Genomic DNA, 21,582 nt, shown 5'->3' with positions numbered 1-21,582 from the left:
GCGTTCCTTTACGGTCATTCGGCCGCGGCCGGGAGCTTCGGCGTGGCGCCGAAGTCTTCCGGGAAATGGGTGAGGGCGCTGACGACGGGGTAGGGCGTGAAGCCGCCGAGCGCGCAGAGCGAGCCGAGCTTCATGGTGTGGCAAAGGTCTTCCAGCAGCGCGAGGTTCTGCTCGCGCTTCTCGCCGGCGACGATCTTGTCGATGGTCTCGACGCCCCGGGTGGAGCCGATGCGGCAGGGGGTGCACTTGCCGCAGCTTTCGTGGGCGCAGAACTCCATGGCGAACTTGGCCATGTGGGCCATGTCCACCGTGTCGTCGAACACCACGATGCCGCCATGGCCGATGAGCGCGTCCTTGGCCGCGAAGGCCTCGTAGTCGAACGGCGTGTCGAACTGGTGCACCGGCAGGTAGGCGCCGAGCGGTCCGCCCGCCTGCACCGCCTTCACCGGACGCCCGGAGGCCGTGCCGCCGCCGATTTCCTCGACAAGCTCGCCCAGCGTGATGCCGAAGGCGGTCTCGAACAGGCCGCCGTGCTTGATGTTGCCGGCGAGTTGGATGGGCATCGTGCCGCGCGAGCGGCCCATGCCGAAGTCGCGATAGAACTTGCCGCCCTTGTCGAGGATGATCGGCACGGTGGCGAGGGAGACGAGGTTGTTGATGACGGTGGGCTTGCCGAACAGGCCCACGTGCGCCGGCAGCGGCGGCTTGGCGCGCACGAGGCCGCGCTTGCCCTCAAGGCTCTCCAGCAGCGAGGTTTCCTCGCCGCAGACATAGGCGCCCGCGCCCATGCGCATTTCCATATCGAAGGAAAGGCCCGAGCCCATGATGTTGTCGCCGAGCAGGCCCGCCATGCGCGCCTTCTCGATGGCCTTCTCCATCACCACGAAGGCGATGGGATATTCCGAACGGCAGTAGACGAAGCCCTTGGTCGCGCCCACGGCGAGACCGGCGATGGTCATGCCCTCGATGAGGCAGTAGGGGTCTGCCTCCATGATGAGGCGGTCGGCGAAGGTGCCCGAGTCGCCTTCGTCGGCGTTGCAGACGATGTACTTCTGGTCGGCCGGCGCAGCGGCGACGGTGCGCCACTTGATGCCGGTGGGGAAGCCGGCGCCGCCGCGGCCGCGCAGGCCGCTCTCGAACACCTCTTCCACCGTGCCGGACGGTCCCAGCTCCAGCGCGCGCTTGAGACCGCGATAGCCGCCGTGCGCCTCGTATTCGGTGAGGGAGAGCGGATCGATGATGCCGATGCGGGCGAAGGTCAGGCGAGTCTGCTTCTTCAGCCAGGGCAGCTCATCCACCACGCCGATGCACTTGGGGTGATCGGCGCCGTGCAGGAAGCCGGCGTGCAGAAGTTCGTCCACCTCGGCGGGCGTGACGGGGCCGTAGCCGATGCGGCCGCGCTCGGTCTCGATCTCCACCAGCGGCTCCAGCCAGAACATGCCGCGCGAGCCGTTGCGGGTGATGTCGGCGGTGATGCCGCGGGCGAGGAGGCCGGCCTCAAGCCGCTTGGCGACGCGGTCGGCGCCGCAGGCGATGGCAGTGGCGTCGTTGGGAACGAAGATGCGGGGGGACTTCATCACACCTCTCCGAAGTGCTTGCCGGCGGCGACGCACTCGGCGATTTCGTCGACGGTGGCGCGGTCGAGGCGGCCGACCAGCTGCCCGTCCACCAGGGCGGAGGGGGCGCAGGCGCACAGGCCGAGGCAGTAGATGGGTTCGAGCGTCACCCGGCCGTCGGCCGAGGTCTCGCCCATGGCGACGCCCAGTTTCTCTTCCGCATAGGCGGTGAGAGCGGTGCTGCCCATGGACTGGCACGCCTCGGCGGCGCACAGCTTCACCACCGTGCGGCCCGGCGGCTCGCGGCGGAAGTCATGATAGAAGGTGAGGACGCCATAGACCTCGGCGCGGGAGAGGTTGAGCGTCTCCGCGATCATCGGAACCACGGGGTCCGGCACGAAACCGAACGTCTCCTGCATGGCGTGCAGGATCGGCATGGTCGCCCCGTCGAGATGCTTGTGCTCCGCGATCACCTGCGCTGCGCGCTCGGTGCTCCAATCCTCATAGACCGCCATGGACGTCTCGCTTTCCCCAACTGCCCGAGGCCGCGTTGCCGCCGCTTCGTGTTGCTTGGGGGAAAGTGTGTCACACGTGGCCCTTCAATCAAGGCAGCTGTAGGATGTTGCAATAGAACATCTCTATCAAGCCGGGCCGGGTTGAGAGGGACGTAGACCGGAAATCAAGGTGCTGGCCTGCGTCATTCCGGTCAGTCTGGGATGGTTCTTGGTATATTGATCGTGTTTTTCTATGCGGGCACGGTTTTGGGAGCGGCGCTGGCCGCCCTGAATTATTGCATTGCAGCAATTGCCGGGTCGGTCAGAGTCGCCTGCTCCAGCTTCGGCGCGATGCGCCGTGCTTCCGCTACGAGAGCCGCCGTGATGGGCGTCGTCGGCTCGCGATGGGGCACCACGAGGCCGATGGAGTGGGAGATGTCGGGCTCCAGGATCGGTATGGAGCGCACGGTGGAGGTCAGCCCCAGCGAATCCGCCAGCATGGCCGGCATGACGCTCGACCAAAGCCCGGTGCGCACATGGGTGAACAGCACGATCATGGAATTGGATTCGAGCGTCGGCTTGTGGCTGGCGCCGGCGGCGGCGAGGAGATTGTCCACGATACGCCGGTTCTGCATGTCGGGGGTGAGGAGGGCGAGCTGCAGCTCGGCCACTTCCGCCCAGGTCACGCTCTCCCGGTCGCCATACTTGGCGTCGGCGGCGGTGACGAGGCGGTAGCGCTCGCGATAGAGCGGCACGGTGTTCACCCGGCCGAGGGGCTCGTTGTCGAGATAGGTGAGGCCGGCGTCGATCTCCAGATTTTCCAGGTGGTTCAGGATCTCGATGGAGGTGCGCGAGATCACCGTGAAGCGCACGTCGGGGTGACGGGCGCGGAACGGGGTCGTCAGCGCCGCCACCATGGGCAGGGCCGTGGGAATGGCGGCGATGCGGAGCGGGCCGGCGAGGCCGCGCTTCAGAGCGTCGATGTCCTGGCGCATGGCGCGGCTGTCGGCCACGATGCGCCGCGCCCATTCCAGCGTGCGCTCGCCCTCGGGGGTGAAGCCCATGAAGCGGGAGCCGCGCTGCACCAGCAGCACCCCCAGCGTGTCCTCCAGCTGCTTGATCCCGGCGGAGAGGGTGGGCTGGGTGACGCCGCAGGCCTCGGCCGCCCGGCCGAAGTGGCGTTCACGCGCAAGTGCGATCAGATATTCGAGCTTGTCTATCATGCCGCCATATCAGTGCGGCGGGCGGTGACGCGCAAGGCGGCTTCGTTGCCGCACCGCAGCGCCGGCGAGGGTCATCCACCGCCATCGCAGCAATGATGAGAGATAGGGAAGAAGAACTGCCGGCCGCGGCGGTAGGCGGAAGGTGCATTTGCTGAGTCGCGCAACCCCACTCTCGCGAACGTGACCTTGAGCACAGGAACTGTCCACCACGAATTAAGGTTATATTAGGGATGGCGATGGTGCGGCGGACCATCAGCCGGAATCGGGGAGAGGGAGTCCCGCGATGCCCCGCGTAGCCAATGGGTCCGTTCTGATTTCCGTGGTCGTGATGCTGTTCGCTACCCTGCTGGTTGCGACGCCCACCCTCGCGGTCCTCACGCAGCCGCACGAGCGCCCGGCCGAAACGCCGCGGCCGCCTGTTCACGGCGTATCCGCCTTCGCCTGAGATATTATCGACCTCAAGCTTGGCTGTGGCTTGCGCTGCCGGCTTCGTAACGATAACGCTCGTCCTGAGCCCCATGCCCCGGGGCTTCGTCAGGCGCTGCGAACCGGCGCCGAACTCGCTGCGACCGCCTTCGGCCCGCACGTCTCCTGTCCTGATTGGCGTTGCTCGTCCGGTGGAACGATTGGGTCGCCGCAGGCGTCGTCGGCCGGAGCAGATCCTTGACCTGCGGCAGCCTAGCGACGGCGTGTGGCCGCAACCACGCGCCGAGATGCTTGGAACGGGGTGGAAGATGGCACAACGATCGGGGCAGGGTGCGCGGCAGGCCGAGAAAGCCGGCGGGGGAGAGCCGCCGTCGGGACGCGGCATCGGCGAGGGGCTCCTGGCTCTGATTGCAGCTTTCGCGCTGGGCCTCGCCCTTTCGCTCGCGCCCCTGGGCGGCGAAGCCAAAGCGCAGTCGCGCGGGTTGTTTCCCTCGCACGGCGGATCGCCCCTCACGGACTTTTTCTCGGCCTTGTTCGGCGGGCGTCCGTCTTACCGAGCCAGCGAGCAGCCGCGCATTCTCGTCACGCCGCGCGGGCTGGACGGTGCCCCCAGCTACAGCGGTGGCGGCCACGGCTTCTGTGTGCGCACCTGCGACGGGCGCTATTTTCCCCTTCCCGGCCGCGCGGGGGCGGAGAAGAGCGATCTCGCCCAATGCGCAGCCTTCTGCCCGGCGGCGAAGATGACGGTCGTCAGCACCTCTGACCCCGCCCGCGGCATCGATGGCGCCGTCACGCGCGAGGGCAAGCCGTATTCGGAATTGCCCAATGCCTACGTCTACCGCCAGCGCCTGGTGGAAGGCTGCACCTGCAACGGCAAGGTGGGTGGCCTGACCCATGTGGACGTGATGGAGGACCCCACCCTCAGGCGTGGCGATGTGGTGATGACCCCTGAGGGCACCCGCGTCTTCACCGGGAAGACCAAGGGGCCGCCCTACCGTACGGCGGATTTCGTCGAGCCCTCTCGCTTCCCCGAACTGCCGCGCTCCATGCGGGCGCGCCTCGACGAGCTGACGCTGGCGTCGCGATAAGACGCTACCTCCGTTTCGAGGCCTGCCGGGCGAGGTTGAGGGCCACGGCCGCCTGCACGAGCGCCTTGAACGCGTCGGCATCCACCTCTTCGCCCTGGTGAATATCGATGGCCCGGCGGGTGCCGCCGCCCAGGCCGGCATTGAAGAGCCCGCTCGGGTCATCGAGCGCCGCCCCCTGGGCGAACGTGAGTTTCACATAGCTCTTGTAGATTTCGCCCGTGCAGAGGATGCCGGCGTGTTCCCATGTGGGCACGCCGCAGGGGTTGGTGGGCTTCACCCATTTCACCGCCTCGGTCACCTGGGGATCGGCCTCATGGATCAGGGCGCGCACGCGGGCCAGCACGGCGCCGCGCCAGTCCGTCAGCCCCGCAATCTTCGCGTCGATGCGGGCCGCGGGTGAATCTGGATGGCTCATGCGTCCTCTCCGGATTTTCGCACGTCGGCGCGCGAAAGCGGACGGCTCAAACCGCGGCCCGGCTGCGTGACGCCTTGCGGCTGCGGCGGACAGTCTCTCCGGCGGGCTGAACTTCGGCCTCGGTCGCGGCGCTGTCACCGGCTAACGGCGCTCCGTCGCCGGCGCTGGCGTCGGCCTGCTCCAGCAGGGCGCGGATGCGGGCGGCAAGGTCGCCACCGGCACCGTCGGCCACGGCCTGACGGATGGGCGAGCCATCGCCTTCCAGCCGGGCGGTGAGGACCGCAAGGCGCGCGGCGAGGTCGGTCATGCTCTCGCGCAGGATGGCATCGTCCGCCGGGGGGGACACAGCCGCCACGGCTGGCGGAACCGGTGCGCTGTTGTCGTCGCGACGGCGCTGCACCGCCTCTTCCATCAGGGAATGGTCGGCCTTGAGCATGCGCAGGGCATCCTCCAGCCGGCGGTTCTCGGCTTCGGCCGCGACGAATTCGCTGGCGCGGCGTTGCTCGAAGGCGTGGACGACGGCGCGGTTGGCGTCGAGGTCGCCCTCGGCAATGGCGAGGGCCTGGGCCAGCCGGTCGCGCTCGGACTCGAGCGCGGCGATGGTCTGCCCCCGCGCCTCGCTCTCCGCCACCTTCAGCGCAAGGGCCTCCTGGGTCTCGGTGAGATCGGTCGAAAGCTCTGTGGCGGCCTGCGCGGCGATGGCGCGGGCCTCGAGGGTGGCCGCGCGCTCGGCGTCCAGGGTCGCAGCGGTCTCTTCGAGCCGGCGGGTGGTGTCGGATAGGTGCGCGCTCAGGCCGGCTACGTCCTCTTCCAGCGCGGTGATGCGGGTGCGGGCGGCGGAAAGCGCCTCTTCGCGCGCCATCAGCGCCTCGGCCTGGGCGCGGGCATCGCCGGTGAGGGTGCCGTGCGCGGCTTCCAGCGCGGCAAGGGCGGCGGTGCGATCGGCCAGCGCCTCTTCAAGGCGGGCGACGGCGGCAGTCCGGTCCGCAAGCTGATCCTGGGTTTCGCCCATCAGCACATCGCGCTCGGCGCTGGTGGCCTGAAGCAAGGCGTGCTGGGCCTGGAGGGTCTTCAACTCCCCTTCCAGATTGAACGCGTGCTGGCGCTGGGTCTCGATGGTGGCGGCGTTGGCGACAATCGTGTCGCGCATGGCGTCCGACTGCAGCTCCAGCCGCCGCTGGTTGAGGGCGAAGAAGGCGCGCTGCTGGTCCTTGTCGGCCTGCACCTCGAAGATGGAGATGGGAACCGCCGCTTCCACCCGCTTGGTGGTGAGCCGGACAGCCCGGTGCCAGACAGCGGGCAGCACGAGCAGAGCCACGAGCGTCGCGATCAGCACGCCCAGCATGAAATACATGATCTGCTCGATCACGCGCGCACTCGCCCTTCGCCTGGAGGCACGCCGGCAAGACCACCGCCGTCACCTGAGCCAGCGCCCGCTTCGCGGCGGGCGCCCGTTTCATTCATGCCATGGCCCGCGCGCGCGTGCCAGCGCCGTCAGGCCCCAATGCCGTCAGAAGGGGTTCCAGGTGGGATTGGGCGTGAACTTGAGGTAGCCGAGGTTGGCACCGAGGCGCACGCCCACGCCCGAGCGGATCGGAACGACCACGATCCCGTCGGCGCCGAGCGCGGTCATGCCGAATCCCGCCACCAGATAGGCCGAGCCGGAGATGCCGCCGAAGCGGCGGAAGATGTCGTCCACGCTCTTGAGATTGTAGACGAGGATCATGGTGCGCGCGCCGTCGCCGCCGAAGTCCCAGCCCACCGACGGGCCCTGCCAGTAGACCTTCAGGTCGCCGGCGTTGCGGGTATAGAGCACGCCCTCGCCATAGCGCAGGCCGCCGATGAAGGCGCCGGCGCCTTCCTGGCCCAGGATGTAGCCGTTGGGCTGTCCCCACTGGCTCACCGCCTTCTCGATGGACAGCGCCAGCCCGCGGGAGACGCTGCCGAAGAAGGAGTGGCCTTTGCTCACCAGTTCGTTGGTTGAATAGTTCTGCGGCGTCTGGCCCTGTGCCGCGGCCGGCGCGAGCCCCGCGGCGAGCGGCAGGCCAGAGACGAGGCCCACGGCGAGCGCGAGCGCGCGGGCGGTCTTCAGGAGGCTTGAAGAGAAGCGCACGGAAGCAAAGCGCATGGGGTCTCTCGCGGTGGGCGTCGGCCGGAGGGCTTCAGCGGGCGGGCGTTGAAATTCGCAAACAGCGGGACGAATCGAGCCAATTATGGCGACCAGTGTGACCGCGCAAAGGCGTGTCGTCGCTTGTCCCGAGCCGTTGCATCGCAATCACCATGATGATCGCGTGTTATCGCCGCGTTAATCGGCGGTGCGCACGCGGGCCGGGCCGCCTGCCCCCCAGGCGATAAACCCGTGCACCTTGTAGCTGGCGTCCGCATGACCATAGGTCAGCGGGCTGCCGTCCGGCCGGGTCACACTGCCGCCAGCGGCGGCGACGAGGGCATGGCCGGCCGCGCTGTCCCACTCCATCACGGTCCCGAGGCGGGGATAAAGGTCCACCTTCCCCTCGGCGAGCAGGCCGAACTTGAGCGCCGAGCCGGCGGGAATGCGCTCGGCCACCTCGTAGCGACCGATCAGCGCGTCCGTCGCGGGATCGCCGTGGGAGCGGCTGGCCGCCACGACAATGGGGCCATCGGGCACCTTTCGGCAGGCGATGGGCGTCCAGTCCTGCGCATCCACCGCCGCGCCCGGCGCGCGGATGGCGCGGAAGGCGGCGCCGGGCCGGCCGGCGAACAGCAACGCCCGCGCCGGCGCATAGACGACGCCGAGCACCGGCGTGCCGTCCTCCACCAATGCGATGTTCACCGTGTATTCGCCGTTGCCCGAGATGAACTCCTTGGTGCCGTCCAAGGGATCGACCAGCACGAAACGGTTGCCGCAATTGACCTGCGCCCCCAGCGCCATGGCCTCTTCCGCCACCACCGGCACGCCGGGGAGCAGGTGGGCCAGCGCGGCGCAGATGATCTCTTCCGCCGCATGGTCGGCCGCCGTCACCGGGCTGAGGTCGGCCTTGTGACTGGGATCGATGCCCTCCGCCTCGATGCGCCGGATCGCGACGCCCGCCGCGAGCGCCGCCTCGGCCAGCCCCGCGAGGATTGCGGCATCGGTGGGCGCGGGGGAGCGGGGAGGGCGCAGGGTCATGGTCGGGTCTCGATGGGCGGATTTCGGTCGTCTCTAGACGGGTGCGGACCATGTGTCGATGCGGCGGTAGGGTCGCGCGGCTTGTGGCCCTTCCCGGCGGCGGTGTATCAGGGCCGTCCGTCCCTCAAGACGGATTCGCTGTTCGAGACGCATGCGGTGCCCGGCGCCGTTTCCGTCGCCGCCCCGGGAAACGTCATGTCCGCCGACGCCCCCCGCATTCCGCTCGCCGTTTCCGCGCTCGATCTCGGCGCGCTCCTGTGCTCGCGGGTCTGCCACGACGTCATCAGCCCGGTGGGCGCCATCGTCAACGGCCTCGAGGTTCTTGAAGACGAGAACGCCGCCGACATGCGCGACGTGGCCCTCGACCTCATCGCCAAGAGCGCCCGGCAGGCCTCGGCCCGGCTCCAGTTCACCCGGCTCGCGTTCGGCGCGGCGGGCTCGGCCGGGGCGCGGCTCGACACGGGCGATGCCGAGCAAGTGGTGCGCGGTGTCATCGAGGACCAGCGCACGGCGCTGGAATGGACGCTGCCGCGCGTGCTGCTGCCCAAGAACCGGGTGAAGCTGCTGCTCAACCTCGTGCTGCTGGCCGGCACCACCGTGCCCCGCGGCGGCGTCATTCGCGTCACCGGGGCTGGCGAGGGGGACGACGTGACGTTTGCCCTCGTCTCCACCGGCCAGAGCGCCCGCATCCCGCAGGGCATCGAGGCGCTGGCCAAGGGCACCCTTCCCGAGGGCGGGCTGGACGCCCATTCGGTGCAGCCCTTCTATGCCGGCCTCCTGGCCAAAGACTGCGGCCTTTCCGTCGCCTTCACCCAGGACGGAGATACGGTTACCCTGACCGCGGCCTGATCGGACCGAGGATATGGCTCCATGAGCCTTGCCGCCCGGCTTCTCCTTTTTGTCGCGCTGCTCTGCAGCGCGCTGGGTCTGGCGGCTGCGACGAGCGGCGCCGCCTACGCCCGCCTCGGCTGTCATCACGAAGCAGCGCAGGACGCGCCAGCGTCGAGTTCTCGTGAGGCTATCGCCCCCGTGGCGGCGCCCCTGGCGGCTTCCTTTCTGCCCGAACCGTCCGGCTCATTGCATCGAATAGCGCGGCCTGTCGTGACGCCGCGCCTTTCCCATGCGGGCGGCGCCTCGGTGCCCTCGGGCGCGTCCTGTTGCATCGGCAACGGCTGCCTGATGTCCTGCCACTGGGTCGCGCCAGCGCTTGACCTCGCCCCGCGGCCGGACGGAGCCGGCCAGCGTCTCGGCCCCGCGCCCTCGCCCGAGCGGCCCGCCCTGGGGCCGGAAGTCCAGCTCCCGCCGCCCCGACACCGCGCCTGACGGCCACGGCGCCGGCCGAAGGCGCCGGAACGGACAATCCATCGAACAGGAGAGACCCCATGCGGTCCCGCATTTTCGCGGCGCGCCTTCGCGCGGCCTTGCCCTTCACCTTCGCTGCCGTCGTTGTCGCCGGCTTTCTGTCCATCAGCCCGGCGGCGGCCCAGTCGGCCATGCCCGGCGGAGCGATGATGCACGGCGTGCAGACCATGCCCCAAGCCATGGGCGGTCCGGCCCCGACGGCGGCCGACGCCCCCTCCACGGCCGCGTTCAAGGCCGCCGGGGCGCAGATGCACAAGGACATGGACATCGCCTATTCCGGCGATGCCGACGTGGACTTCGTGCGCGGCATGATCCCCCACCACGAGGGGGCTGTCGCCATGGCCAAGGTGGAACTCGCTTTCGGCAAGGACCCCGAAATCCGCAAGCTCGCGGAGGGGATCATCAAGGCGCAGGAGGAGGAGATCGCCTTCATGAAGGCCTGGCTCGCCCGCGCCGAGGCCCGCGCGCCGGCGAAGAAGTAGCCGAAGCCCCGAAATAGAAGTGACCCGCAAACGCAAGAGGCCCCGCCGGAGCGGGGCCTCATGACGCATAGAAAGGGAAAGGGCAGTCAGGTCAGACGGCGATGCGCTCGGCACCGGGCATGGGCTCGCGCAGCACATAGCCGCGGCCCCAGACCGTCTCGATGTAGTTCTTGCCGGCGGACGCGTTCGCCAGCTTCTTGCGCAGCTTGCAGATGAACACGTCGATGATCTTCAGCTCGGGCTCGTCCATGCCGCCGTAGAGATGGTTCAGGAACATCTCCTTGGTGAGGGTGGTGCCCTTCCGGAGCGAGAGCAGCTCCAGCATCTGATATTCCTTGCCGGTGAGGTGGACGCGGTTGCCCTCCACCTCGACGGTCTTGGTGTCCAGGTTGACGATGAGGTCGCCCGTCTGGATCACCGACTGGGCATGGCCCTTGGAGCGCCGCACGATGGCGTGGATGCGCGCCACCATTTCGTCCTTGTGGAAGGGCTTGGTCAGGTAGTCGTCGGCGCCGAAGCCGAAGCCCTTTACCTTGTCTTCGGTATTGGCGAGGCCCGACAGGATGAGGATGGGCGTCTTCACCTTCGCCACACGAAGGGAGCGCAAGACCTCAAAGCCGGACATGTCGGGCAAATTCAGGTCGAGAAGGATGATATCGTATTCGTAGACCTTGCCGAGGTCCACGCCTTCCTCACCGAGGTTGGTCGTATAGACGTTGAAGCTCTCGGTCTTCAGCATCAATTCGATGCCTCGGGCCGTAGCACTGTCGTCCTCGATGAGCAAGACGCGCATGGCTATCCCTTTCCTCGCAACTAGCCGAAAGGCGGCGGCGCCGACTTTCGTTGCTCGGCCATCGGGGTGATTCGCGTTACGTGTGTAGAATCGTTAACAGAACTCGATTCCTGCCCACAAGAGTCTGCGGAAAAATCTTTGTGCATGGGAGTCAAGACTGACTCCATTTCAGGCACTTAAGGTTTTTCCACAGCCCCACGCAAACCGCCCGACCACCCCTCGCCCGAGCCCCTTGATCCGGCGTCCGGCTGAGCGCGCGGCGGCGCATCACCCGAACCGTAGCGTCATCATTAACGAAGGCGGTAAACGATTGGTTGCCGACGGGGCGGTTCGCACGATTTTCCCGCTACGGCGACGCCGGAGGTAAGGAAAGGGCAACCAGCACAGGACATTCTCATCGCCCGGAAGCCCCGGCGCACATGGCCAGCCGACTATGGCGGACAAACATGGGCAGGCACCGAGGGGCTGCGTCATAAGTACCGGAGTAGACGCCGATGAAGTCGCGTGACCCCCTGATCCGTGCCAAGCGGTTCCAGATCGACGATGCGCGCCGGCGCCTCGTGCAGATCGATACGATGATCGCCGAGTTCGAGCGCATGGCCCAGGATCTGGACCGCGACATCGCCGCCGAGGAGGCGCGCTCCGGCATCACCGATCCGCGGCACTTCGCCTATCCCCCGCTCGCGCTCGCCGCCCGCACCCGCCGCGACAACCTGCGCCGCTCGGCGGATGACCTCAAGGTGCAGCAGGACGAGGCCAAGGCCACGCTGACAGAGGCCGAGGCCGACCTCGCGCTGGTGGAGGCGGCCGGAGAGATGGACCGTTCCGCGCGTGTGGACAACGCGACCCGCCGCCCGCCACTCAGGCCTAACGCGCCGGTGCGCTTCTGAGCGCGGTATAGCTTAAGTTTCAAAGGGGTACGCAGGTAGCCGTTGCTGCGGTGCAGAACACGATTTCTCCCATCCGCGGCCGGTTCCTGCAACCTTGAGGCTTCCATTCGGGTCTGCCGCTCCGGTAGCTTCTGCTCGGCCAAACCCCGAGCACGAGTGTTCCGTGACTCCCCACCGCAAGGTCCATGCCCTCGTCGACGCGGTTGCCGCCGGCGATCTGCGCGCATTTGAGGAGCTTTATCGGCTGACCAGCCCGAAGCTCTACGGCATAGTGCTGCGCCTGCTGCGCCGGCCGGAGCTTGCCGCGGAAGCCGTGCGGCAGGCCTACCGCCGCGTGCGTTCCGAGGCGCATACCCTTCGGCAGAACGAGGACCCCGTGTGCTGGATGGTCTCCATCGCCCGGGGCTGCGCCCTGGACATGGCCTGGCAGCGGCCGGTGGGCGACGCCTTCGAGCCGTTCGACGCCGCCCAGCGCGGCAACGATCCCATCGCCTCGCCCCACCGCAGCCCGGCCTTGACGCGCCTCCTCACCTGCCTCGGCCGGCTGCCGGAAGAGCGGCGGCGGATGCTGCTGCTCGCTTTCTATGACGGCTGGAGCTACGAGGCGTTGTCGGTCTATTTCGACGCGCCCGCGCCTGCCATCCGCGCCTGGATGGCCCGCAGCATCCACCAGTTGGGCGAGTTCCTGGGGCGGCGGTCATGAGGGGCATCCCATGAGCCCCGCCTCGCCTGATCGCCTGCCCGAGCGCGTGGCCCCACCGGATGCGGACCGCATCCTCGCCGCAGAATACGTGCTCGGCACCCTCGACAATGACGACCGCCGCCGCGTGCGCGCCCGGTGTGCCGCCGAGCCGCAGTTCGCCGCCCTCGTCCGCCTGTGGGAGCGTCGGCTTGCTCCGCTGCATGAGCTGGCGGTGCCGGTGATCCCCTCGCCGGACATCTGGCGGGCCATCGCCTCGGATCTGAGGAGCGCCCCGCCCGCTCTCCGCGGGGCCTCCCTGCCGCGCGGCATGTCGCCATCGCCCGATCCGCCGCGCCGTCCGGCTCTGCCGGAAGGCCGGCCGCTGCGGTCGGGGTCAGGAGAGGGAGCGGGCGCCGTTTCTCGGGTACGGCGGCTGTTCGGCCTCGGCCGCAACGCCGAGCCGGGTCGCTCCGAGCCTGCGCGCGGCGCGGAACGGCCCTCCCGCCGCCGGTCCTTCCCGCCGCTCGAGGCCGGCCCGATGGGCACGTCCCAATCGATGGACCCGGGCCGCGCGCCGGTCGGGACGATCCGGGACGCGCTGTTGATGGGACCGCTGTCGCCGGTGCCGTCCGAGGTGGCGCATCCGGCCTTGCCTCGGCCGGAGAGCACGCCCATTGCTTCACGGTTGCCGGAACAGGCAGCGCCGCTGCAACTGGTGCCGCCTCCGCCACGCTCCCGTCCGGCGCCCGAGCCGCTCACGCCTCCACCGGCCTTCATGTTCCTGGAGCCCGATCCACCGCCGGAGCCGGAGCCCGTCGCCGAGGCGCCTGCCCCGGCCGGGGATGGCGCGCCTGTCGCAACGGCGTCGGTCGCGGAGAGCCTTCCGCCGCCCACACCAGCGGCTGAGCCGTCTGAAGCCGCGGCGCCGGAGGGACCGGCCGCAACCGTTCCGGAGCCGCCTTTGGTGCCAGAGCCGACGGCCCTGGTGGTGTCGGGTGATGTGCCGGATACGGCTGAGGCAGCGCCGGTCGCTCCCGTTTCCCCGCCGCCGCCGGTTGAAACGGAGCAGGCCGCGCTGGAGTCTGCTCCGTCGCCCGTGGCCGAAGCTGTGCCTGAACCAGCCCCAGCGCCCAGCGTGCCGGATGTGATCGAGGCCCCGGAGCAGAAGCCGGAAGAGGGGGCAGAGGCGGTCGCTCCGGCTGGCGTGCCCGCAGATGCCGCCGAGGCGTCCTCGCCTGAAGCTGTGCCTCAGGAAGCGCCGGCAAGCGAACCCCCGTCCGCCGATCCTGCCGCCGGCGAGAAGGCCGAGGAGGCGCCGCTGCCCGGATGGGCGGCTGAAGTCGCTTCCGGTGAGGTGTCCGCGCTGCCTGACGAGCCGAACCTGCCAACGCGCATCGTCGTGCGGCATGGCCCCTGGCGCGGGATTTCGCTTCTCCTCGCGCTGCTCTGCCTTGGGCTGGGCGGAGTGGCGGCCTATCGCGAGTGGGTCTGGCCGGGTGAGGGCTATTGGGTCGCGGTGATGCAGGCGGAGCCGCTGCCGGCCGTCTCGGTCCGGATCGATCCGGACAGCGGTGCCCTGCACCTGCGGTCCTTCGCCCCGGCGCCGCCGGACGGCGAGACCTATCGCCTGTGGCTGGTTTCTCCGGCCTCGGGCGCGCGCTTCATCGGTGCCTTCTCAGCCGGCCTGTCGGAGCGTCTGCCGGACCTCGCGCGTCTCGGCCGCAAGGGCCTCGCCGGAACCGAACTGGTTGTCACCCGCGAGCCGGTGGAGCGGCCGGGCACCTCGGCCGGGCCCGGCACGGCCGTCGTCTACCGCGGGCGGCTGGTGCCGGAATGAACCGTCCGCGCCGCGCGCCCGATGGCGAGCCGCATTGAGCCTTCACTAACGGGAGAGATCGGCGGCCGCTGCCCCGTGGCCGGGAGCCTCCTGGGGGATGCTGGGTGCCCCCCCGACCGGTAGGGGGGCCATGGCCGTGCGGTTTCGGCCCAGTGCCTTGCCGGAATAGAGCGCACCGTCGGCCGCGACGATGAGGTCGGCGATTGTGTCCGGCCCGCCGCTTCTCGGTACGAAGGTGGCCGCTCCGACGGTGAGCGTGACACCGATGTTGTAGCCGGCCACTTCGCGAAGCTGCTCTTCCACCAGCAAGCGCAGCCGCTCGGAGGTGGCACGCGCACCTTCCGCGCCGGCCCCCGGCAGCAGGATGCAGAACTCCTCTCCGCCATAGCGTCCGGCGACATCATTGGGCCGGATGCTTTGCGGCACCAGAGCGGCGAAGCGCTGCAGCGCCAGGTCGCCCACGTCGTGGCCGAAGCGGTCGTTGACCGACTTGAAGTGGTCGAGGTCTGCCAGAAGCAGCGAGAACGGCTGGCGCCGGGCGCGGGCGATGCGCAGCAGTTCCTCGCCCCGCTGCAGGGCGGCGCGGCGATTGAGCAGGCCGGTAAGGTCGTCGCGGGAAGCGACCTTCTCCAGCACCATGTACAGGCTGCCGAAGGTCCAGCAGATGGCGAGGCCGAGGCCGAGAATGACCACCAGCACCTCCGCCGGGCCGCCATTGCCCGGCAACGGCAGCAGCCCGAACTGCACGCCGACGCCCCGGGCCGTGTAGCCGCCGGCCACCGCGATCAGGACGATGGCCGAAGCGACACGCGAGATGATCGGTCCGCCGCCGGGCGTCTGCATCAGGGCGCGTCCCGCTGTCGCACTCCAGCACCCGACCAGAATGGAGGTGATGGTGACCCGGTCGGCCATGTTGTTTCCGCTCCACAGCGACAAGCCGAGGAGGCCTGTGCCGAACAGCGCGACCGCCGCCACGGCGGCCAGCCCCCGCGGCCGTTCGTCAAAGACGCGGATGCCGCTGTAGATGAGCCCCATGCCGACGAGGATGCAGCCATTGCCGATCAGCGCGCTGACCGGAAGACCGATGTTGCTGCGCGCGGCGAGGAACACGCAGCCGGTGGTGAGGAACAGGTTGGCGAGCGACCACACCAACAGGCAGGACTGCCGCAACCGCCATCCCGCCAGGAGTTGCAGGGCAGCCAGAAGCAGGCCCACAACGGCCGAGACCGACAATACAGTCTGGACCTGGAAATCCATGTATCGGGCCGCTCCAGGACCGTTCGTCCGCGCAAAAGGAGAGAAGCTGGTTGTATGCGCCAATAGCGTGTAGTGCGCGTGCGCACAAGTCGTTCGTCCTACTATTGTACGGCGTAATTTTGTTTCCGATTGTACGCATCGTTTTCCCATCCTCCGGTGGCCCGGCGGGGGGCGGAAACTGGGCTGGTCGGTGCTTTCGGGCGGCGCAGCCTTCGCTATGATGCGCCTGCGCGGACGGGCCGGCGGCGCTGGATGCGTTCGTGGGGAGACGACCCGCCGCCCGTGACGTCCCACCGCCTCGTGAACTCCCTGCCGCGCGAGAAATGCCTGCGAGGACAAAATGGCCGATCCGACCCTTCCCCGCCCCGTCGACCGGGCTCTGGACCCGGCTTTCCGCCACGGCCAGTCCACCGAGCCGAACTATTCGGGCGTCGCCTCCTTCCTGCGCCGGCGCTATGCCCGCGACGGGGGCGGAGCCGAAGTGGTCGTCTGGGGGGTACCCCTCGATGTGGCGGTGTCGAATCGGCCCGGCACGCGGTTCGGACCGCGCGCGATCCGCGCCGCGTCCTCCATCCTCGATGGCGATCCCTTCTACCCGTTCGGCTTCGATCCGTTCGAGAAGCTGGACGTCGCCGATGGCGGGGATTGCGTGTTCGACTACGGCCTGCCGGCCGGCATCCCCGGTGCCATCGCGGCGCAGGCGGCCGCCCATTACGCCCGCGGTAGCCACCTCGTGACCCTCGGCGGCGACCATTTCCTTACCTACCCCATCCTGCGGGCGCTCACGGCGCGCCTCGGCCAGCCGGTGGTGCTGGTGCAGTTCGACGCCCATCAGGACACCTGGGACGACGCTGGGGACCGGGTGGACCACGGCACCATGATTACCCGGGCGGTGAAGGACGGGCTCATCCGGGTCGACCGTTCGATCCAGGTGGGCATCCGGACCCATGCGCCGCGCAGCTACGGCATCGAGATCGTCCACGGCAACGTGGCGGGCGAGATGGGGCCCGCGGCGCTGGCGCGGCACATCTGCGAGCGGGTGGGGGATGCGCCGGTCTATCTGAGCTTCGATATCGACGCCCTCGACCCCGCCTTTGCGCCCGGCACCGGCACGCCGGTGTGCGGCGGCCTCTCCACCCGCGAGGTCATCGCCTGCCTCAGGCGCCTCGGTGCGCTCGACCTCAAGGGGTTCGACGTGGTGGAGGTGTCCCCGCCCTACGACCATGCGGAGATCACGGCGCTGGCCGGCGCGACGCTCGCCTCGCTCTATCTGTGCCTGCTGGCGGAACGCAAGGAGGGGGGACGCTCGCCGGCGCTTTAGGCGAAAGGCGCAGGCAGGATGGCAGTACCTTTTGCGGTGCGAACCGGATAAGGAAAGGCCTCACTGAGCGTCAGCCGCGGCCGGGGAGGGAAGAGATGGGGAAGGGGCCTGCTGTCTCGGCCTATGTCCTGCCGGTCCTGGGTGGTCTGCTGGCGCTGACGTTCTTCTTGTGGCCGGACCTCTCGCCGGCCGCATCCGGCGTCCTGCCGGGATTGCTTGCCATAGGCTCGGTGGCGCTCCTGTGCGGCTCGGCCTTCTCGGCCGTCGGCCATGCGGATGTGGTGGAGGCCCGGCTCGGCCAGCCCTGGGGCACCCTGGTCCTCACGCTCTCGGTCACCGTCATCGAGGTCTCGGTGATGGCCTCCATGATGCTCAATGGAGAGAACAACCCGACGCTCGCCCGCGAATCGGTGCTCTCCGTGCTGATGATCGTGAATGCCGGCATCGTCGGCCTGTGCCTCCTGCTGGGCAGCATTCGCCACCGTGAGCAGACCATCCAGCAGCAGGGCGTCTCGGGCTATCTCTCGGCGACGATCGCCCTCGGGGTGATGCTGCTGATCCTGCCCAGCGAGACGCGGGCAGGGGCGTCCGGCATCTTCTCGCCGTTCCAGCTCATCTACATGTCGGCGATCGCGCTCGCGCTCTACGCGGCCTTTCTCTACATGCAGACGGTCCGCCACCGCGAGCATTTCAATGCGCAGCCGGAGGGCCACGCGGAAGCGCCCCCGGAATTGCCGGCTTTCCTGCGTGCCGTCTTCATGCTGCTGGGGAGCCTCGGGGCGGTGGTGGCGCTCTCCGGCTGGGTGGCGATTTCGTTCGAGGATTTCCTCGGCCATTTCGCCCTGCGCGATCCCGATGCCGTGACCGGCGCGCTCGTGGCGACGCTCATTCTTCTCCCGGAAGGCCTTTCGGCCGTGCGCGCCGCCGCCCGCAACCATCTGCAGCATTCTCTCAACATCGCCCTCGGCTCGGCGCTCGCCACGGTGTCGCTGACCATTCCGGCCATGGCGTTCATCAGCGTCATGATCGGGCGGCCCATGGTGCTCGGCCTCGACAACGAGGACCGGACCATGCTGCTGCTCACCTTCGTCCTCTCGGTGCTGTCCTTCGGCACGGGAAAGACCAATGCGCTCAATGGCGTGGTCCACCTGATCGTGTTCTGCGTCTATGTGATGCTGCTGTTTGCCCCCTAAAGCGCGGATCGGCCCCTGCCCGGCGGTGGACATCGGGCGGAGCGGATGGCATGTTCCGCGCGACTTGAACGAGGCGCGGGCCGTGAAGAACCTTCTGCTCTACATCTTCACCTGGTGGAACAAGCAGACCGTCGGCACCATGTGGTGGACGAAGCGGTTCGGTGAGCTTGTGGGCGAGGACGAGTTCGGCAATCGCTACTATCGCACCAAGGGCGGCGCGGTCGACCCGACGCTGGGTTTCGAGCGCCGCTGGGTCATCTATCCCGGCTATGCCGAAGCCTCGACCATTCCGCCCGGCTGGTGGGGCTGGATTCACCACCGCGTGGATACCCCGCCGGTGGACGAGACCTACACCCCCCGTTCCTGGCAGAAGCCGCACCGCCGCAACATGACCGGCACGCCCGGCGCCTACCGCCCCAAGGGATCTGTGCTGGCCGGCGGCCTGCGTCCCCGCGTCACGGGCGACTACAAGGCCTGGACGCCCGGCGAATAGGCCGGCCCCGCGCATTGGGATCCCGCCCCTCGTGGCACGGATTGCTTTCTGAGGCGGCTCCCTCGGTGCCGCCTTGCCACCGCCTGATTCAGGCGGTCAGAAGGGGAGAGAGGCCGGACCGCTTCCCGGTCGCGCCGCCTTCATTCCACGGGTCCACAGACTGATGCGCTTCCTCTGCTCCGTTTCGCTGCTGGCCGCCGGCCTGATTGCCGCCGCGATGCCTCAGGCGCTGGCGCAGAGCCGCGGCACCATCGAGCAGACGCCCCTGCCGCCGCCCGGAACGATTCCCAACCAGCGCCCGCTGCCCGCGGTGCCGAACAGCGTTCCGGTGATCTCCGCCCCGCCCGCAGCTCCCGCGCAGCGTCCGGCGGCCCCGGCCGCCATCCAGCGCGCGCCCGCGCCACCGCCGCCGGCCGCCGCGCAACAACAGCAGCCGCCGCAGGCGGGCTTTCAGCCGGCGCCTCCCGGGGATGAGGGCGACGTGGTGGTGGTGCAGCCGCCGACGCAGAAGATCGCCAACGACTTTGCGGTCTATGCCGGCCTCGACAAGATCACCGGCCGCATCACCTCGTTCGATATCGCCATCGGCGAGACGGCCCAGTTCGGCGCCCTGCAGGTGACGCCGCGCGTCTGCTACACGCGCCCCGCCACCGAGACGCAGAACACCACCTCCTTCACCGAAGTGAACGAGGTCACCCTGCAGGGGCAGGCCAAGCGCATCTTCACCGGCTGGATGTTCGCGGCGAGCCCGGGACTGCACGCGGTGGAGCACCCGATCTATGACGTGTGGCTGATCGGCTGCAAGGCGCCCTCTCCGGTCACGGCGCGGGGCCAGCAGTAGAAATCGCCTTCGGCCTCAAGCGCGTGCTCCAGCAGCTTGTGATAGTGCCGGCGCGACACCTCCAGTGCCCCGAAGGTCTTGAGGTGGCTGGTGACGAACTGGGTATCCAGCAGCCGGAAGCCACCGGCGATCAGCCGTCCCACCAGATGCACAAGCGCCACCTTGGAGGCGTCCCGCTCCCGGTGGAACATGCTCTCGCCGAAGAAGGCGCCGCCCAGCCGCACGCCGTATAGCCCGCCCACCAGCCGCCCGTCGCGCCAGGCTTCCACCGTGTGGCAGCGCCCGCGGGCGAACAGTTCGCCGTAGAGGCGGCGGATCGGTGCGTTGATCCAGGTCTTGTCACGGCCTTCCTGGGGCTCGGCGCAGCCGTCGATGACCGCCTCGAAGTCGCTGTCCACGCGGACCTCGAACTTGTCCGCGCGCACGGTCCGGGCGAGGCGGGAGGAAACGTGGAAGGCATCGAGGGGGATGATGCCGCGCCGCTCGGGTTCGATCCAGTAGAGGCCGGGATCGTCGGCGCTCTCGGCCATCGGGAAGATGCCGCAGGCATAGGCCTTCAGCAGCACATCGGGCGTGATCTCGACGATCTGGTCGTTCGGCCGGCTCATGGAGGTTCATCCTACCAGCAAATGGAGCGGCCGTGTGGCGTCCCGCCCCAGTTCCCGGAGGGTCCTGCGACCCTTTGACACGCAGAATGGGGCGCCGGTTCCCCTGTCACCCCCGCTTCAGGAAGTCACCGATGCGCCGGACGGCTTCCGCCATGTCGGGGCCGGAGCCGGCGTAGGAGAAGCGCAGGAACTGGCGGCCGTGGAAGGGATCGAAATCCACCCCCGGTGTCGCCGCCACATGGGCCGCGTCCAGCAGGCTGCGGGCGAAGGCGGCCGAATCGTCGGTGAAGTCGGAGACGTCGGCATAGAGGTAGAAGGCGCCGTCGGCCGGCAGGAAGCGGCCGAGGCCTGCGGCAGGCAGCCCTTCGGTCAGGATGCGCCGGTTCTCGACATAGGTCGCCTTCACCTGATCCATCTCGGCGCGGCCCTCGAAGGCGGCGTCGGCGGCGATCTGGGACAGGGTGGGCACCGAAATCGAGAAGTTCTGCTGAAGCCGCTCCATGGTGCGCGAGACGCCCGGCGGCACCACCATCCAGCCGACGCGCCAGCCAGTCATGCAGAAGTATTTGGAGAAGGAGTTGATGACGGTCACATCGTCGCCGATCTCCACCGCGCTCACGGCCGGGAAGGCGTAGTCGAGGCCGTGGTAGATCTCGTCCGAGACGAAGGCGAGGCCGAGGTCGCGGGCGCAGGCGTGGAGCGCGGTCAGGGCAGCGCGGTCCATCATGGTGCCGGTGGGATTGGCAGGGCTCGCCACCAGCACGCCCTTGAGCGGCGCGGCCCGGTGCGCTTCCATCAGCCGCTCGGCGGTCAAAGCGTGGCGGTCCTCCGCCCGGGTCTCGATCAGCACCGGTTCGCAGCCGAGCGCGGACAGGACGTGGCGGTAGGGCGGATAGCCCGGCGCCGCGATGGCCACGCGATCTCCCGGCTCGAACAGGGCCAGGAAAGCCAGGATGAAGCCACCCGACGACCCATTGGTTACGACGATCCGCTCCGGATCGACGCAGACGCCGTGCTGCTCTTCGTAATGGCGGGCGATGCGCGCCCGAAGGGCCGGGATACCGAGGGCGGCGGTATAGCCCACCTGTCCGGCCGCCAACGCGGCGGCCGCCGCCTGCCGCGCCACGAGCGGTGCCGGGGCCGCCGGCTGGCCCACCTCCAGATGGATCACATGCCCGCCCTGCGCCTCGATCCGGGCGGCGTGCTCCATCACGTCCATGACGATGAAGGGCTCGACCGCACTGCGCCGGGAGAGGAGGGGAAGAACCTGCCGCATTGCCGAAATTCCGTTGCGTTCCTGCGGGTGAAGGCCGCGCCGATGCTCGCGCTGCCGTGCTGCCGCCTTATTCTGCCTGTCCCTGAGGCGGGTTCGCCCCAACGTGAAGGCCAGCGGATTGACCTCGGCTTTCGCCGACGCCAGTGTCCGGCAGTCTCGTAGCCTGTGCCCCGGAGCGAGCCAAGGCGGATATGGCT

The 21,582-nt window shown here is 68.9% G+C and carries 22 protein-coding genes; 11 read left to right on the top strand and 11 right to left on the bottom strand.

The annotated features are described in order from the left end of the window. Positions 1 to 14: 14 nt before the first annotated feature. The 3 genes from ACT54R_RS14350 to ACT54R_RS14340 all read right to left on the bottom strand — a co-directional run bounded on the left by ACT54R_RS14350 (position 15) and on the right by ACT54R_RS14340 (position 3,273). Positions 15 to 1,577 (bottom strand): formate dehydrogenase beta subunit, encoded by a 1,563-nt coding sequence (locus tag ACT54R_RS14350; protein WP_476327355.1) that lies wholly within the window; start codon positions 1,575 to 1,577, stop codon positions 15 to 17. Further along, positions 1,577 to 2,071 (bottom strand): formate dehydrogenase subunit gamma, encoded by a 495-nt coding sequence (locus tag ACT54R_RS14345; protein WP_476327353.1) that lies wholly within the window; start codon positions 2,069 to 2,071, stop codon positions 1,577 to 1,579. Before ACT54R_RS14345 ends, ACT54R_RS14350 begins: the two co-directional genes overlap by 1 nt. A 272-nt stretch (positions 2,072 to 2,343) precedes the next feature. Then, entirely contained in the window at positions 2,344 to 3,273 is a 930-nt protein-coding gene (locus ACT54R_RS14340; protein WP_168456480.1) for a LysR family transcriptional regulator, read from the bottom strand. A 283-nt stretch (positions 3,274 to 3,556) separates the two neighbouring features. Between ACT54R_RS14340 and ACT54R_RS14335 the strand changes: the two genes are divergently transcribed. Both ACT54R_RS14335 and ACT54R_RS14330 read left to right on the top strand, forming a co-directional pair. After that, positions 3,557 to 3,718 (top strand): hypothetical protein, encoded by a 162-nt coding sequence (locus ACT54R_RS14335; protein WP_168456481.1) that lies wholly within the window; start codon positions 3,557 to 3,559, stop codon positions 3,716 to 3,718. 289 nt (positions 3,719 to 4,007) lie between these two features. Continuing rightward, on the top strand, positions 4,008 to 4,787 hold the full coding sequence (locus ACT54R_RS14330; protein ID WP_476327351.1) for a DUF2865 domain-containing protein: 780 nt from the start codon (positions 4,008 to 4,010) through the stop codon (positions 4,785 to 4,787). A 4-nt stretch (positions 4,788 to 4,791) separates the two neighbouring features. Here the strand turns inward: ACT54R_RS14330 and ACT54R_RS14325 are convergent, their stop codons facing one another. The 4 genes from ACT54R_RS14325 to cysQ form a co-directional block, all read right to left on the bottom strand. Continuing rightward, complete coding sequence (locus ACT54R_RS14325) at positions 4,792 to 5,202, bottom strand: DUF1801 domain-containing protein (protein WP_476327349.1); 411 nt, start codon at positions 5,200 to 5,202, stop codon at positions 4,792 to 4,794. 46 nt (positions 5,203 to 5,248) lie between these two features. Next, positions 5,249 to 6,571: a hypothetical protein gene (locus tag ACT54R_RS14320; protein WP_476327347.1), complete on the bottom strand. Its 1,323-nt coding sequence runs from the start codon at positions 6,569 to 6,571 to the stop codon at positions 5,249 to 5,251. A 141-nt stretch (positions 6,572 to 6,712) separates the two neighbouring features. After that, positions 6,713 to 7,330, bottom strand: a complete 618-nt coding sequence (locus ACT54R_RS14315; RefSeq protein ID WP_476327345.1) for a DUF1134 domain-containing protein — start codon at positions 7,328 to 7,330, stop codon at positions 6,713 to 6,715. A gap of 177 nt (positions 7,331 to 7,507) precedes the next feature. After that, positions 7,508 to 8,350, bottom strand: a complete 843-nt coding sequence (gene cysQ, locus ACT54R_RS14310) for a 3'(2'),5'-bisphosphate nucleotidase CysQ (protein ID WP_476327343.1) — start codon at positions 8,348 to 8,350, stop codon at positions 7,508 to 7,510. A gap of 195 nt (positions 8,351 to 8,545) precedes the next feature. On the opposite strand from cysQ, the gene chpT reads away from it, so the two are divergent. Together chpT and copM are read left to right on the top strand one after the other, a co-directional pair. Then, positions 8,546 to 9,199 carry a histidine phosphotransferase ChpT gene (chpT, locus tag ACT54R_RS14305; RefSeq protein ID WP_476327341.1) on the top strand — a complete coding sequence of 218 codons (654 nt, stop codon included), beginning with the start codon at positions 8,546 to 8,548 and terminating at the stop codon, positions 9,197 to 9,199. A 533-nt stretch (positions 9,200 to 9,732) separates the two neighbouring features. Beyond that, entirely contained in the window at positions 9,733 to 10,194 is a 462-nt protein-coding gene (copM, locus tag ACT54R_RS14300; protein ID WP_476327339.1) for a CopM family metallochaperone, read from the top strand. 91 nt (positions 10,195 to 10,285) lie between these two features. On the opposite strand, the gene ctrA is transcribed toward copM, so the two are convergent. Beyond that, positions 10,286 to 10,987, bottom strand: coding sequence for a response regulator transcription factor CtrA (gene ctrA / locus ACT54R_RS14295; RefSeq protein WP_168456487.1), 702 nt, complete (start codon positions 10,985 to 10,987; stop codon positions 10,286 to 10,288). Between the two features lie 494 nt (positions 10,988 to 11,481). Between ctrA and ACT54R_RS14290 the strand changes: the two genes are divergently transcribed. The 3 genes from ACT54R_RS14290 (at position 11,482) to ACT54R_RS14280 (ending at position 14,396) form a co-directional block, all read left to right on the top strand. Beyond that, the gene (locus tag ACT54R_RS14290) at positions 11,482 to 11,877 is read left to right on the top strand and encodes a flagellar export protein FliJ (protein WP_476327337.1); all 396 of its coding nucleotides are present in this window, start codon (positions 11,482 to 11,484) and stop codon (positions 11,875 to 11,877) included. Positions 11,878 to 12,040: 163 nt separating this feature from the next. Beyond that, the gene (locus ACT54R_RS14285; RefSeq protein ID WP_476327333.1) at positions 12,041 to 12,580 is read left to right on the top strand and encodes an RNA polymerase sigma factor; all 540 of its coding nucleotides are present in this window, start codon (positions 12,041 to 12,043) and stop codon (positions 12,578 to 12,580) included. A 10-nt stretch (positions 12,581 to 12,590) separates the two neighbouring features. Beyond that, on the top strand, positions 12,591 to 14,396 hold the full coding sequence (locus ACT54R_RS14280) for a hypothetical protein (protein ID WP_476327331.1): 1,806 nt from the start codon (positions 12,591 to 12,593) through the stop codon (positions 14,394 to 14,396). A 45-nt stretch (positions 14,397 to 14,441) separates the two neighbouring features. Here ACT54R_RS14280 and ACT54R_RS14275 read toward each other — a convergent pair whose 3' ends face one another. Then, complete coding sequence (locus ACT54R_RS14275) at positions 14,442 to 15,653, bottom strand: GGDEF domain-containing protein (RefSeq protein ID WP_476327329.1); 1,212 nt, start codon at positions 15,651 to 15,653, stop codon at positions 14,442 to 14,444. Between the two features lie 340 nt (positions 15,654 to 15,993). Between ACT54R_RS14275 and speB the strand changes: the two genes are divergently transcribed. The 4 genes from speB (at position 15,994) to ACT54R_RS14255 (ending at position 19,501) form a co-directional block, all read left to right on the top strand. Continuing rightward, positions 15,994 to 16,974 carry an agmatinase gene (gene speB / locus ACT54R_RS14270; RefSeq protein WP_476327327.1) on the top strand — a complete coding sequence of 327 codons (981 nt, stop codon included), beginning with the start codon at positions 15,994 to 15,996 and terminating at the stop codon, positions 16,972 to 16,974. Between the two features lie 95 nt (positions 16,975 to 17,069). Further along, positions 17,070 to 18,167 (top strand): calcium:cation antiporter, encoded by a 1,098-nt coding sequence (locus ACT54R_RS14265; RefSeq protein ID WP_476327325.1) that lies wholly within the window; start codon positions 17,070 to 17,072, stop codon positions 18,165 to 18,167. An 82-nt stretch (positions 18,168 to 18,249) separates the two neighbouring features. After that, on the top strand, positions 18,250 to 18,660 hold the full coding sequence (locus ACT54R_RS14260; protein ID WP_476327323.1) for an NADH:ubiquinone oxidoreductase subunit NDUFA12: 411 nt from the start codon (positions 18,250 to 18,252) through the stop codon (positions 18,658 to 18,660). Positions 18,661 to 18,823: 163 nt separating this feature from the next. Next, positions 18,824 to 19,501 carry a DUF2155 domain-containing protein gene (locus tag ACT54R_RS14255; RefSeq protein ID WP_168456495.1) on the top strand — a complete coding sequence of 226 codons (678 nt, stop codon included), beginning with the start codon at positions 18,824 to 18,826 and terminating at the stop codon, positions 19,499 to 19,501. Here ACT54R_RS14255 and aat read toward each other — a convergent pair. Further along, positions 19,438 to 20,109 (bottom strand): leucyl/phenylalanyl-tRNA--protein transferase, encoded by a 672-nt coding sequence (aat, locus tag ACT54R_RS14250; RefSeq protein ID WP_168456496.1) that lies wholly within the window; start codon positions 20,107 to 20,109, stop codon positions 19,438 to 19,440. The two genes, ACT54R_RS14255 and aat, sit on opposite strands and share 64 nt — an antisense overlap. Positions 20,110 to 20,215: 106 nt before the next feature. After that, positions 20,216 to 21,385 (bottom strand): aminotransferase class I/II-fold pyridoxal phosphate-dependent enzyme, encoded by a 1,170-nt coding sequence (locus ACT54R_RS14245; RefSeq protein WP_168456497.1) that lies wholly within the window; start codon positions 21,383 to 21,385, stop codon positions 20,216 to 20,218. Positions 21,386 to 21,582: the final 197 nt, after the last annotated feature.

The organism is Xanthobacter sp. DMC47, from assembly GCF_056313845.1.
Note: the sequence above shows the minus strand (reverse complement) of the source record. Positions and strands in the feature narration are given on the sequence as shown.